The sequence below is a fragment of the Vibrio sp. B1-2 genome, assembly GCF_963888445.1.
Classification (GTDB): domain Bacteria; phylum Pseudomonadota; class Gammaproteobacteria; order Enterobacterales; family Vibrionaceae; genus Vibrio; species Vibrio anguillarum.
Map to the genome: position 1 here is coordinate 21,992 of NZ_CAWPJH010000005.1, position 13,419 is coordinate 35,410.

The following is a 13,419-nucleotide window of genomic DNA, read 5'->3' on the forward strand; positions in this document are numbered from 1 at the left end:
TATTCAATGAGATAGAATTTTTGTTGTTACAGTTTGTTAACGTGGGTAATCTCATGGAATAAGAATTAGCCATAAAAAAGGCCAGCATTAAATGCTGGCCAAAAAGTAGAACGTTGGAAGAAATCATCGCTGCTTAGCGCTCTGGATCACCTTGAACCAGCGAAAAGAGCGCGAGGCACTAGGCTGAAAGCATCAATGAGTCGGCTTTCGCTTCTAAGTTGGTGTTGCCCATCAAGTAAGCGTCGATCTCTCGTGCGCACTCGCGCCCTTCATTGATACAACGTACGACTAACGATTGTCCTGTGCGCATATCACCTGCAGCGAAAACACCTTTTTGGTTGGTCGCAAAACCTTGTGTTGCCACATTGCCACGCTCATCTAACTTGATATCAAGTTGAGCAAGTACACCATGTGGTTCTGGATGTAAAAAGCCCATAGCAAGGAAAGCCATATCACACGCAATAATACGTTCACTGCCCGCGACTTCATCAAAGTTCGGGCGCTCACCCGGTTTTGCATCTTGCCAAACGATATCAGCAACACGTAGCCCCGTGACTTGACCTTGCTCGTTGCCGAGGAACTCTTTGGTTAGAATATTCCAATGACGTTCGCAGCCCTCTTCGTGGGAGGTTGAGGTGCGCAAAATCATTGGATATTGCGGCCAAGGCATGTTGGCTGGGCGTTTATTGGCTGGGATCGGCATGATTTCAACTTGCGTGATGCTTGCGGCGCCGTGTCGGTTTGAGGTTCCGACACAGTCAGAACCAGTATCACCACCACCAATCACCACCACATGTTTGCCCTTAGCGTGGATCTCGTCAGTTTTAAGATCCATGTTATTCGCGCGGCGGTTATTTTGTGCCAGAAACTCCATCGCAAAATGAACCCCTTTTAACTCGCGCCCCGGAATCGGCAGGTTACGAGGCACGGTAGAGCCACCAGTAAGCAAGATGACATCAAACTCTTGGCGCAGTTGCTGTGCGTTGATATCAACACCGATATGTGCGTTTACTTCAAACTTGACGCCCGATTCTGCCATCAAATTGATTTTGCGATCAATAACGTCCATACCCAGTTTGAAATCCGGAATGCCAAAACGCAGCAGGCCGCCGACTTTTTCATCACGTTCAAACACAGTAACTGAGTGACCCGCGCTGTTCAGCTGCTCAGCTGCGGCCAAACCCGCCGGGCCAGAGCCAATGATAGCGATGGTTTTTCCAGTACGAGAACGCGGCTTTTTCGCTTTGGCATAGCCTTCGCGATAAGCCGTTTCCACGATGGTTTTTTCGATATTACAGATGGTAATGGGATCTTGGTTGATCCCGAGTACGCACGAACTTTCGCAAGGTGCAGGGCACACGCGACCAGTAAACTCGGGGAAGTTATTGGTTGAGCTTAAGATCTTCCAAGCTTCTTCCCAGCTATCACGATAAACGGCATCGTTAAATTCAGGAATAATGTTACCGATAGGGCAACCGTTATGGCAAAACGGTACTCCGCAGTCCATGCAACGAGACGCTTGAGTATTAATTTTGCTACCAAACTCTTCGTTGAGGACAAACTCTTGGTTGTTTTGAATGCGAACCGTTGGATCGAGCTTTTTTGGCAGCTCGCGGCCATGTTCTAAAAATCCAGTAGGCTTACCCATTTATACGGCCTCCACTTCTTCCGTTTGTACTTGCGCAGCTGCAGCCTTGCGTTTTTGAAGAACCGCTTTGTAGTCACGCGGCATCACTTTCACCATTTGTGTGAGGTTTGCTTCAAAATTATCAAGGAATAACTGAGCCACTTCACTTCCTGTGAACTGAACATGCTTGTTGAGCATCTCACGTAGCAGATCGGTATCTTCTTGTTGCAGTGGGTCGAGATCAACCAATTCAGCGTTAAGCTTAGTTTCGAAGTCTCCATGTCGATTCCACACGTAGGCTACACCGCCACTCATACCAGCCGCAAAGTTACGTCCTGTCGAACCTAGGATCACTGCGACGCCACCTGTCATGTATTCACAGCCGTGATCGCCGATACCTTCTACGACCACTTTGGCTCCTGAGTTACGCACGCAGAAACGTTCTCCAGCAAGGCCGCGAATATAGGATTCACCAGAAGTTGCGCCATAGAAACAGACGTTACCCACCACGATATTATCTTGCGCAATGATGGTTGAGCGCGTGTCAGGGGAGAGCACTAAGGTACCGCCAGATAAACCTTTGCCCCAATAATCGTTGGCATCACCTTCTACTTCAAACGTTACACCTTTAGCAAGGAATGCACCGAATGATTGTCCTGCGGAGCCGTTGAATTTAACTTTCATTGGCTGAGGTAGACCTTGGTCTTTGTATACCTTCGATATTTCGTTCGACAGCATAGTACCCGTGCTACGGTCAGTGTTGACGATAGGGAAGACTGCGTTAACCGCTTCGCCTTTCTCAAGCGCGGGGTTGGCTACTTGAATTAGCTGACGATCTAGCACGTTTTCTAGATGATGATTTTGTTTGGTTTGGCAATAAACACCATCTTCTGCACGAGGCTCTTGAATGTACAACACTGGTGACAAATCGAGGTTTTTGTATTTCCAGTGGTTGATGTTGTCACGCACTTTCAGTTTATGCGATTGGCCAACCATTTCATCGATAGTACGGAAACCCAGTTCAGCCATGATTTCACGTAAGCCTTGCGCCATGTATTGGAAGAAGGTGACGACATCGTCTACGCGGCCATCAAAGCGCTCACGCAAGGTTTTGTTTTGTGTCGCAATCCCTACTGGGCAGGTGTTTTTATGACACTTACGCATCATGATACACCCTTCAACCACTAGCGCAGCGGTGGCAATTCCCCACTCTTCCGCGCCTAACAATGTCGCCATTGCAAGGTCACGTGGTGTTTTCATCTGACCGTCACTTTGCACGACAATGCGATTACGCAGGCCATTTTTAAGCAAGGTTTGGTGCGTTTCAGCAAGGCCGAGCTCCCAAGGTAAGCCTGTGTGACGAATCGAAGACATCGGTGATGCACCCGTGCCGCCATCATAGCCAGCAATTAATACCACATCCGCTTTGGCTTTAGCCACACCGGAGGCGATAGTACCAACCCCGGCTTCGGAAACTAATTTCACGTTGACGCGGCCGGTACGGTTCGCGTTTTTCAAATCAAAGATCAGCTGCGCCAAATCTTCGATCGAATAGATATCGTGATGTGGTGGTGGTGAAATAAGACCGACTCCCGGAGTCGAGTGGCGTGTCGCGCCGATCCAATCATCGACTTTATCACCCGGCAGTTGCCCACCTTCACCTGGTTTCGCGCCTTGAGCCATTTTGATCTGTAGTTCATCGGCATTGGTGAGGTAGTAGGAGGTCACGCCAAAACGACCAGAAGCGACCTGTTTAATTGCAGAGCGTTCCCAATCGCCATTTTCTTTGCGTTCAAAGCGTGCTGGATCTTCACCGCCTTCACCCGAGTTGGATTTCGCGCCAATACGGTTCATCGCCACGGCTAACGTTGAGTGCGCTTCGTAGGAGATGGAACCAAACGACATGGCACCGGTTGCGAAGCGTTTTAAAATACGTTCAATCGGTTCCACTTCCTCAATGGGAATCGAACTGGCTGGATTTTTAACAAAATCAAGCTGGCTACGCAGCGTGGCAGCGTTGTCGCCTTGGTCATCTACCGCTTTCGCGTATTGCTTGAACTGCACATAATCTTTGTTGCGTGTTGATTGTTGCAGCAACGAAATCGTCTCTGGGTTAAACAGGTGTTTTTCGCCACGCTGTTTCCACTGATAAACGCCGCCCACATCCAACACTTGCACTGGAACTTCGCGAGTCGGGTAGCCCACGCGATGGCGAACTAACACCTCTTTTGCGATGTCATCAATGGTCAAACCTTGGATGCGCGATACAGTGCCAGTAAAGTACTTATCTACCACTGATTTGCTGATGCCCAACGCTTCAAAAATTTGCGCACCGTGGTAAGACTGCAATGTGGAGATGCCCATTTTGGAGAAGATCTTCAGCAGCCCGCCGTTGATGCCTTTGCGGTAATTGTCAAACAGATCTTTCGCTGCAATGGTCGGGTCGAGTTTTTTGACTCGTTGTAAATCGATAATGGTTTCAATGACTAAATACGGGTTAACCGCATTTGCGCCATAGCCAATCAATGTCGCAAAGTGGTGCGTTTCACGCGCGTCGCCGGTTTCTACCACTATGTCACATTTAGCTCGTAAGCCTTTGCGGATCAGGTGGTGATGAACTGCACCGACAGCGAGCATTGCAGGGATCGCCGCATGGTTTGAGTTTACCGCGCGGTCAGTCAATAAAATAATCGAGTAACCATCGATAACCGCATCTTCTGCATATTGGCAAATGCGTTTCAGCGCGCGTTCCAATTTGCCTTGATCTTCACTGGCTTGAAATACGATATCTAAGGTTTTCGCTTGCAGATGTTCGTTATCAATAGCGCGCAGTTTCTCAAGCTCAGAGTTGGAAAGAACCGGAGATTCCAATTCGACTTTTAAGCAGTGCAGGGGGGTCTCTGTCAGTAAGTTCTGATCTTTACCGAGGTAAGTATTGAGCGACATCACCATTCTTTCACGGATCGGGTCGATCGGTGGGTTGGTGACCTGAGCAAACAGTTGCTTAAAGTAGTTGGAGAGATGCTGTGATTGATGCGAAAGCACTGCTAGAGGCCAGTCTGCACCCATAGCCGAAAGCGGTTCATAACCGGTTTTTGCCAAAGGAAGAATGATTTCATTCACCTCTTCTGAGCTGACGCCAAACGATTGTTGGCGGGACATTAGACGCTCAGGAGCAGGTTGGCTGTACTGGTTGCTCGCTTCAGGCAGTTTTTTCAAGCTGAGGAGGTTCTCTTCAACCCATTTGGCGTAGGGCTGCGCATTCGCAATGCTGTCTTTCACTTCCTCATCAGAAATGATGCGTCCTTGCTCTAAATCCGCGACAAAGATACGTCCGGGCTGTAAACGGCCACGGTATTCCACGTTCTCTGGTGCAATTTCAACCACGCCAGATTCTGAAGCCATGATCAGAAAATCATCTTTAGTCACGGTATAACGTGATGGGCGCAGGCCGTTACGGTCCAGTGTTGCGCCAACTTGTACACCATCAGTAAAACATACTGATGCTGGGCCATCCCACGGTTCCATGACGTTAGCATGGTATTGGTAAAATGCGCGGCGGGTTGGATCCATATTTTTATTTTCTTGCCACGCTTCAGGGATCATCATCATCAGGGCGTGTGGCAGGCTGCGGCCAGACAGAACCAATAACTCTAATGCCATATCGAAGTTGGCGGAATCTGAACTGCCTTCTTGGCAAATTGGCAGCAGCATGTCGATTTCAGCTTGTGTAAACAAATCTGATTCGAGGATCGCTTCGCGCGCTTTCATCCAGTTTAAATTGCCGCGAACTGTGTTGATTTCACCGTTGTGCGCAATGTAACGGAAAGGCTGAGCTAAGCGCCATTTAGGGAATGTATTGGTCGAAAAACGAGAATGCACCAGTGCCAGCGCGGTCACCATGGTCGGATTTTGTAGATCAAGGAAGTACTGTGGTACTTGTTCTGTGGTGAGCTGACCTTTATACACCAAGGTTTTGTAAGACATAGAGTTGATGTAAAAATCATCACCAATGTTGGACACACTTTCTAAGCAGACTCGAACGGTGTAATTACGCAGAACGTACAATTTACGCTCTAATTCTGCGGGGGTGGTACTTGGGCCACCGGAGATGAAAACGTGCTCAAATTGAGGCTCAGTGCTAAGTGGGTCTGCGCCAATCATGGAGTTATCGGTTGGCAAAACTCGATAACCCAGTACTTCTAAATCGAGTCTCTTGGCGTTGCGTTCTAAAATATCACGACACTGGGCGCGTTTGTGCTCATCTCTTGGAAACAGCACCACGCCGACGCCGTACTTTTCAAACGAAGGCAGTTTTAAGCCAAGTTTAACGGTCTCTTCAAGTAAAAACTCATGGGGTTTTTGTAATAAGATACCTGCGCCATCACCAGAACATGGGTCACAGCCTTGGCCACCACGGTGTTCCATACGAGCAAGCATGTCTAAAGCTTGAGTCACAACTTGGTGAGACTTACGGTTTTTCAGGTGGGCAACAAAACCGATACCACAAGCGTCATGCTCCAATTCAGGAGTATATAGACCTCGTGAATCCTGCTCTCTATCTACCATAGATACATCCTTCCAGTTCAATTTAGACGCACGTGTGCTAAGGCATACTTAGCGATGCGACTTGTCCTTTAATTGTTATCAATCTAAACCTGCCTGTGTTGGCGGGTTCGAATCCTTTCCGTCTCTCGCCGGAAAAATATGGCGAGAAAAACATTCCTTAGTGATATTCAATTTATTTATGCCACTTGCTAGTGGTTTGTATAGGAGGGGGGCGAATATCACCGATTTTTCCACAACTATTTATGTAAGGAATATCACAAAAAATAGGGTGGATGTGTAAGTATCCTACAATTTTGTTTATAGGAATTCCAACGAAAACTCATTTTAGTCGCCCATTTTTTTCGTTAAAAATGCATGTGCCGTTTAACATTGGTGCAACATTAAGCAAATAACGCTGTTTTTATGAATGTTTATTGATTTTTGTTAGGTTGGAGAGTGTTTGATACGGCTACTCTTTGTGAATTTATTTTGCAGGGATGTAATTTAGTTACATAAATCTAACTGAGATTCATTACTATCTATAAGCGGTATTTCTTCAATGCAATTACATCAACTGGTTAACACGATCGGCCAAGATCTACAGCGCCGTTATGGCGAAAAAGTTCACAAGCTGACCCTGCATGGTGGTTTTAGCTGTCCGAATCGAGATGGCACGATTGGGCGAGGTGGTTGCACCTTCTGTAATGTCGCTTCTTTTGCTGATGAAGAAACACAAGCCCAAAGTATTGAGCAGCAATTGGCAGAACGCGCTGGTGAAATCAAACGTGCCAAAAAATATCTAGCCTATTTTCAAGCTTATACCAGTACCTATGCGGAAGTGCAGGTGTTGAAAAATATGTATCAGCAAGCGCTTCAATCGGCTGACATTGTTGGGTTATGCGTCGGCACTCGGCCTGATTGTGTACCCGATGCTGTGCTCGATTTATTGGCCGATTATGTGCGACAAGGTTTTGAAATTTGGCTCGAACTGGGTTTGCAAACCGCCAATAATCAAACACTCAAACGGATCAACCGTGGTCATGATTTTGAATGTTATGCGTTGATCACTGAGCGCGCTCGAGCCTTGGGGATCAAAGTATGCACGCATCTCATTGTGGGGCTACCTAAAGAAACGCGTACCGATAATCTTCAAACCTTAAAGCAAGTCTTAACGGTAGGCACTGATGGTATCAAGTTACATGGGTTGCATATTGTTGAAGGCAGTACGATGGCCAAAGCGTGGCGAGCAGGAAAATTACAAGCGCCAACGTTAGAAGAGTATGTTGCTATTGCGAGTGAATTGATTCAAATGACACCGCCTGAGATCATTTATCACCGAGTCTCGTCAGCCGCTCGGCGGCCGACACTGCTTGCGCCACTGTGGTGTGAAAATCGTTGGCTTGCAATGACCGAAATAGGCCGAGCACTTAATCAAGGTGGCGCGCAAGGCTCACGCTTAAGTCGACCGTTTGTCTATACGCTTCCAAACAGCTAAAGATTCAGGCAATTTCGCAAATCCTTGTGATTAACTTGGCTGACGAATCGACGTTAAACGCGTTAGACTAGTGGCACTGTTATTACATGGAAGTGTTTAATGAAACCCATGAAAAACCTTGCCCAGTACTATGTCGACCTATTGGTCAAACTGGGCATTCTCCGTTTCTCCATTCTTCTTGCGCTCGCTTTAGTGGCCTTGGCAGTGGTGGTGCAAGTTGGTATCACGTTGGTGCTCAATGGTTACGTTGATGATATCGATATTGTTCGTTCTGTCTTTTTTGGTTTATTGATCACGCCTTGGGCTGTCTATTTCCTTTCTGTTGTGGTCGATCAGTTAGAAGAGTCACGTCAACGCCTCTCGAAGTTGGTTTCTAAGCTCAAAGACATGCGCTCACGCGATCAAGAGCTCAATTATAAGCTTCAGCAAAATATCGAAAAACTCAACCAAGAAATTGTAGAGCGAATTAAGGCAGAGGAAGCGCGTGAAGAGGCGATGGCCGATTTAGAAAATGAGGTCTATCAACGCGAAAAAACGCAGCTTGAATTGGCAGAAAGAACCGCCTTATTGCGCTCTTTTATCGATGCCTCTCCTGATCTGATTTACTACCGTAATGCGAACGGCGTTTTTTCTGGCTGCAACCGAGCGATGGAAGAGCTAACGGGCAAGCGTGAGCATCAGTTGGTTGGGTTAACTCCGTGGGATGTCTATAGCAAAGAAGTCGCGCAACAGATCGTTGAAACTGACGAAAAAGTGTTTGCTGACAATCAAGCCATCACTTATGAGCAGTGGCTTGAATACCCTGATGGCCGCAAAAACTATTTTGAACTGCGTAAAGTCCCTTTTTATAGCAAAGATGGCCGCCACTTAGGGTTGGTGGGCTTTGGGCGAGACATTACCGAACGTAAACGCAATCAAGAGTCTTTGGAAAAAGCGAGCCGGGATAAAACCACCTTTATTTCGACCATCAGCCACGAATTGCGCACACCACTCAACGGTATCGTTGGTTTGAGCCGCATGTTGCTCGATAGCCCCATGACCCCAGAACAGCGTAAGTACATGCAGACCATTAATGTCAGTGCCATTACGTTAGGTAATATCTTCAACGATATCATTGATATGGATAAGTTTGACCGCCGGAAACTAGAACTACTGCCAGCGCCGTTGAATTTTGAAGAATTTGTTGCTGAAATTGAAAGCATCTCGGCGTTGATGGCAGAGCAAAAAGGGCTTAGGTTTGATCTCGAACGGCTCAGTGATTTACCTGTTGCGATTGAAGTGGATGCTACGCGCCTGCGTCAGGTATTGTGGAACCTGATAAGTAATGCGATGAAATTTACCAAAGAAGGTGGCGTCGTCATGACGGTCTGCGCTGACATTGAGGATAAGTTTGCGCACATTACCATGGAAGTTGAAGACACAGGCATTGGTATACCAGAGGCTGAACTCGATAAAATCTTCGCCATGTATTACCAAGTTAAATCGGGTAAGGACAATTTGCATGCTGTTGGCACGGGGATTGGCTTAGCGGTATCTCGCCAGTTAATCAACTTAATGGATGGTGATATTTCTGTGAGCAGTGAAGAAGGTTTTGGTAGCACCTTCACCGTTTCAATTCGTGTGCCTTTGGCACAAGATGCCCAATTCAAACCAACGTTACCCGTTCCTCAAAAAAGTTTAGCCATTTTTATGGTTGAAGATATTGAGCTCAATATTACAGTTGCTCGTTCTTTGCTAGAAAGTTTAGGACACACGGTTACCGTCGCTATGACAGGTGAAGAAGCCAAACAAAAATTTGTGCCGCAAGAGTACGATCTGGTTTTCCTCGACATTCAACTGCCAGACATGACCGGGTTTGATGTCGCTGCGTTTTACCGAGAAACTTATGATAACCTTCCGCCATTAGTCGCATTGACCGCCAACGTATTGAAAAATAAAGCTGAATATCTAGAGAAAGGGATGGATGACGCGATCAGTAAACCATTGTCAGTACTGGCGATTCAAGAGGTGATTGCAAAATTCACCCATAGTGAGGCGATTCAACTTGCCGACGCTAAGGTTAAGGCTGCCTCAGAAGAACACAGTGAGTTGAACACGCATTTGCTCGATCTTGAAATGCTTGAGTCTTATATCGATATTGTTGGCCCGAAACCTGTGCTGGAAAGTATCCAAATGTTCGAGCAGATGATGCCCAGTTACGTTGAAGTGCTAGACTCCAATATGGTAGCAAAAGATCAAGCAGGCATTGTTTCAGAAGCACACAAAATCAAGGGTGCTGCGGGTTCAATTGGTTTGAAACACATCCAAAACGTTGCACAAAAGGCACAGTCACCAGAGCTACCTGCTTGGTGGGAAAATATTGGTGACTGGATAGATGAAATTAAAAATGGGTATCAACACGATATTCAAGTCTTGAAACAATGGTTAACTCAAAGGTAATGGTATGAAAAAAATCGGGTTGGCTTCATTAGTCATGGCGCTACTATCTGGCTGTAGTTCACCGCAAGTGAATTGGCTGCAGGACAGCAGTGCCGTGATATCAAATATCACCATTGGGTTGAAAAGTAACCTTTGGATCAATCAAATGCCTACAGCTAATGAGAGCGAAATACCTCTTGTGCATGGGACATTAAGATTGGATTCGTCGGCAATATTACCTGCCAATTTAACGATTGACGCGTTGATGGTCCAGCAAAGGGATAAAAATTGGCTGGTGGGCAGTGAATCGTTAGATTTACGGACTCAAAGTGAAGATCAATGGGAAGTTGTGTTTGAATGGCCGATGCAGCTTAATGTGGATAAGCCCGTTAATGTAGCTTTGCAATTGAGCGATGGTACAACAGCGCAGTGGCTTATCGAAAAGAGCGTCTTCATCGACAAAGTCTATTAGATTTATAGAACGGCTCCACGCGCAGTAGTCAGCCATGAAAAAAGCCCTTTAACCTGAGGTTAAAGGGCTTCTAACTATCTGGGGGTAGACGTTTAGTCTTCTAGATCACCACAGAAGCGGTAGCCTTCGCCATGAATTGTGGCGATGATCTCTGGCGTACCTGAGACTGATTCAAAGTGTTTACGGATACGACGAATCGTCACATCTACTGTTCTGTCGTGTGGTTTCAATTCACGGCCAGTCATCTTTTTAAGCAAATCTGCGCGAGTTTGGATTTTTCCTGGGTTCTCACAGAAGTGCAGTAAAGCGCGGAATTCTGAGCGAGGAAGCTTGTAGCCTTCACCATCCGGATTCACTAAAGAGCGGCTATTGATATCCAATACCCAACCGTTGAACTCATATTTTTCCACACTGCGTTTCTCTTCTTGAGTCGTATTGGTATTCATTGAACGACCTAGAAGATTACGAGCACGAATCGTCAGTTCACGTGGGTTAAATGGTTTGGTGATGTAGTCATCAGCCCCGATCTCTAAACCGAGGATTTTATCAACTTCATTATCACGACCAGTCAAAAACATCAGTGCAACATTAGCCTGTTCACGAAGCTCACGAGCTAACAGAAGGCCGTTTTTACCTGGTAAATTGATGTCCATAATGACCAAGTTAATGGGGTTATCAGACAGCACATGGTGCATCTCTTCACCGTTACTGGCCTCAAAAACAGCGTATCCCTCTGCTTCAAAAATACTCTTAAGAGTGTTACGAGTTACTTGCTCATCTTCAACGATAAGAATCTGCGGGGTTTGCATTGGCGGTACCTAAACTTGTGAAAAAATTGTGCTAATAGAATTAATTGTAGGCAAAAAATTGCAACATACAGGTAATCTGCTGCCGATAATAAACTAAAGTTTTGAAAAAAACACTTACTTCAGTTGCCCGCCGTCCTTAGGCATATCTTGCATTGAGGTCTCCATACCCTCGGTGTTCTACTAGTCTTTAAGGCGGATTCTATAATGTTAACAGCATGCTAACAACGGCAGAATGTTAATTCCAATCACTTTGTTGATTTACATCAAGAGTTCTAATGTAACAAATATTAATCGTCTTAAGCAGTTGTAAATTTACACCACATTACCCATGCAAATAGCATGCTTTTTGGGGATTTTCGCTGGGGATGCTAGCATTAGGCGCAATGGGCTTTACCTCACATGGAAATTTACCAGCAAAGAACTTGTTAACTCGATACTTGTCAAAAAATGGGAATTGCGTAAAAAATCAACGTTTACAGCGGGGGATATCGCACTATTATGGATGTCACCAATATGAATATTCAGTCTTTTAAATGCAGTTGGCCGCCAAGTTATGCTCATTCTCAGCGGGTTTTTCTTTGCATCGTTTGTATGAATAGGTGAGTAAAGTATCTGGCATTATGGTTCATTGAGCTGTGGTTTTACAGCGCGTCTAATGTGTCAGATGAAAATAATAAACAATAATCAAGGAAGAAGGATGATAGATATCACACCAGATATTTGCGATAAATTTGAATCGCAAATCAATATATTGGATTTGCCTTTGCAAACTTTTGGTTTAAGGAGTGCTTTTTGGGGGCAAATTGTCACCGTGCGTTGCTATCACGATAACTCTAAAGTTCGTGACGTATTAAGCCAAAATGGTAAAGGTAAAGTTTTAGTCGTCGATGGTAACGGTTCGTGTCAAAGAGCCTTATTGGGTGACCAACTGGCGATCATGGCGATTGAAAACGGTTGGGAAGGGGTCATCATTTATGGAGCGATACGCGATGTTGCTGCGTTATCGCAAATGGATTTAGGTGTGAAAGCGTTAGCGAGTTGTCCACTTAAGACCGATAAGAGAGGTGCAGGCGAAATTAATGTGACGCTGACTATCCTCAACCAGATGATTCAGCCGGGTGACTATGTTTATGCCGATTGGAATGGTGTTTTAACGTCAACTCAAGCGCTAGACTGGCACTAGAATCTGAAACCCACCCCAAATTGAACGCCTTGTTGCCACTCTTGATAATCAAGGGTGGCATGTAAATCAACGTTTTCTGACAGTTGAAGTCGGCTAGATAGCTCCGCCGCCATAGCATCGGCACTGCTCGTATCATTCGGATTACTGGCGGCTGACCGTAAGGTGCTTTTTAGTGATAATTTTGGGGTTAGCTGGTAGCTAAGGCCACTTAAAAAACCACTTTCGGATCCGTAGTCGGAATTATTTATCCTCGCTCCAATGTACAGATCTAAATTGTCAAAAAGGTTATAAGAATAACCGCCATCAATAGTCCAACTATCAAATTGTTGACCATCACTTTCGCTTGAAAGAAATAAGCGATGTGGAGATTGGCTCTGTGAAGAAGGAAGTGCAGGTAAGGTATTGGCCATGCTAGATAAAGAGACAAGCAGAAATAAACATAGTGCGACTTTTAGTTTCATCTGCCTCTCCTTATTATTGTTTTGAGTTACTGCGTCCACTGCGGTAACAACAATTAAAGCACAAATTTCACACGATGACAGCGTTATGTATATAGCATTTTGTTATTTGCTTATGTGCAAAATGGTTGCACTTAATGTGCAATAAGTATCTTATTTGTGTTTTTTAATTTGATTAATTCGGAATGACTATAAAAAATAGCAGATTTTCGTTGACTAATGATGACGAAGTAAGGTAAACGTAAAGGCAATTAAACACACGAGTATTTAAATTTTTCTATGTTACAGCGCAGCCTAGTAGTAATGACAACCACCATTATTATTACCGACATGACACATGTTGGGGCGGGCCGCTGAGCGAAAAGTTTTTACAAAAAAGGCCTGTATCCCACCAGATACAGGCCTTTTT

At 45.5% G+C, this 13,419-nt stretch carries 9 protein-coding genes and 1 other annotated feature (1 of these 10 running past the window's edge); of the genes, 5 read left to right on the plus strand and 4 right to left on the minus strand.

The features are described from left to right. Nucleotides 1-178: 178 nt before the first annotated feature. Both AACQ75_RS02545 and gltB read right to left on the minus strand, forming a co-directional pair. Nucleotides 179-1,648 (minus strand): glutamate synthase subunit beta, encoded by a 1,470-nt coding sequence (locus AACQ75_RS02545; RefSeq protein WP_094165092.1) that lies wholly within the window; start codon nt 1,646-1,648, stop codon nt 179-181. Then, nucleotides 1,649-6,196: a glutamate synthase large subunit gene (gltB, locus tag AACQ75_RS02550; protein WP_170889434.1), complete on the minus strand. Its 4,548-nt coding sequence runs from the start codon at nt 6,194-6,196 to the stop codon at nt 1,649-1,651. It lies immediately after the preceding gene. 538 nt (nt 6,197-6,734) lie between these two features. Between gltB and AACQ75_RS02555 the strand changes: the two genes are divergently transcribed. The 3 genes from AACQ75_RS02555 to AACQ75_RS02565 all read left to right on the plus strand — a co-directional run bounded on the left by AACQ75_RS02555 (nt 6,735) and on the right by AACQ75_RS02565 (nt 10,560). Further along, on the plus strand, nt 6,735-7,670 hold the full coding sequence (locus AACQ75_RS02555) for a TIGR01212 family radical SAM protein (protein WP_170889435.1): 936 nt from the start codon (nt 6,735-6,737) through the stop codon (nt 7,668-7,670). Between the two features lie 99 nt (nt 7,671-7,769). Next, nucleotides 7,770-10,109 carry an aerobic respiration two-component sensor histidine kinase ArcB gene (arcB, locus tag AACQ75_RS02560; protein WP_170889436.1) on the plus strand — a complete coding sequence of 780 codons (2,340 nt, stop codon included), beginning with the start codon at nt 7,770-7,772 and terminating at the stop codon, nt 10,107-10,109. A gap of 4 nt (nt 10,110-10,113) precedes the next feature. After that, nucleotides 10,114-10,560 carry a hypothetical protein gene (locus AACQ75_RS02565; protein WP_013856107.1) on the plus strand — a complete coding sequence of 149 codons (447 nt, stop codon included), beginning with the start codon at nt 10,114-10,116 and terminating at the stop codon, nt 10,558-10,560. 92 nt (nt 10,561-10,652) lie between these two features. Here the strand turns inward: AACQ75_RS02565 and arcA are convergent, their stop codons facing one another. Further along, nucleotides 10,653-11,369, minus strand: a complete 717-nt coding sequence (gene arcA / locus AACQ75_RS02570; protein WP_013856108.1) for a two-component system response regulator ArcA — start codon at nt 11,367-11,369, stop codon at nt 10,653-10,655. A gap of 697 nt (nt 11,370-12,066) precedes the next feature. Between arcA and AACQ75_RS02575 the strand changes: the two genes are divergently transcribed. Continuing rightward, nucleotides 12,067-12,552, plus strand: a complete 486-nt coding sequence (locus AACQ75_RS02575) for a putative 4-hydroxy-4-methyl-2-oxoglutarate aldolase (RefSeq protein ID WP_010318275.1) — start codon at nt 12,067-12,069, stop codon at nt 12,550-12,552. Here the strand turns inward: AACQ75_RS02575 and AACQ75_RS02580 are convergent. Continuing rightward, nucleotides 12,549-13,052, minus strand: coding sequence for a hypothetical protein (locus AACQ75_RS02580; protein WP_017047473.1), 504 nt, complete (start codon nt 13,050-13,052; stop codon nt 12,549-12,551). The genes AACQ75_RS02575 and AACQ75_RS02580 overlap by 4 nt on opposite strands. A 237-nt stretch (nt 13,053-13,289) precedes the next feature. Between AACQ75_RS02580 and thrL the strand changes: the two genes are divergently transcribed. Continuing rightward, complete coding sequence (gene thrL, locus AACQ75_RS02585; protein WP_100208354.1) at nt 13,290-13,367, plus strand: thr operon leader peptide; 78 nt, start codon at nt 13,290-13,292, stop codon at nt 13,365-13,367. Further along, nucleotides 13,305-13,419 (plus strand) — a sequence feature (Thr leader region); it runs 3 nt beyond the window's last position. Its footprint overlaps the gene before it by 63 nt.

Coding starts and splice junctions, on each gene's coding strand:
- arcA (WP_013856108.1), bottom strand. CDS start 11,369: ATGCAAACCCCGCAGATTCTTATCGTTGAAGATGAGCAAGTAACTCGT.
- AACQ75_RS02545 (WP_094165092.1), bottom strand. CDS start 1,648: ATGGGTAAGCCTACTGGATTTTTAGAACATGGCCGCGAGCTGCCAAAA.
- AACQ75_RS02555 (WP_170889435.1), top strand. CDS start 6,735: ATGCAATTACATCAACTGGTTAACACGATCGGCCAAGATCTACAGCGC.
- arcB (WP_170889436.1), top strand. CDS start 7,770: ATGAAACCCATGAAAAACCTTGCCCAGTACTATGTCGACCTATTGGTC.
- gltB (WP_170889434.1), bottom strand. CDS start 6,196: ATGGTAGATAGAGAGCAGGATTCACGAGGTCTATATACTCCTGAATTG.
- AACQ75_RS02565 (WP_013856107.1), top strand. CDS start 10,114: ATGAAAAAAATCGGGTTGGCTTCATTAGTCATGGCGCTACTATCTGGC.
- thrL (WP_100208354.1), top strand. CDS start 13,290: ATGTTACAGCGCAGCCTAGTAGTAATGACAACCACCATTATTATTACC.
- AACQ75_RS02575 (WP_010318275.1), top strand. CDS start 12,067: ATGATAGATATCACACCAGATATTTGCGATAAATTTGAATCGCAAATC.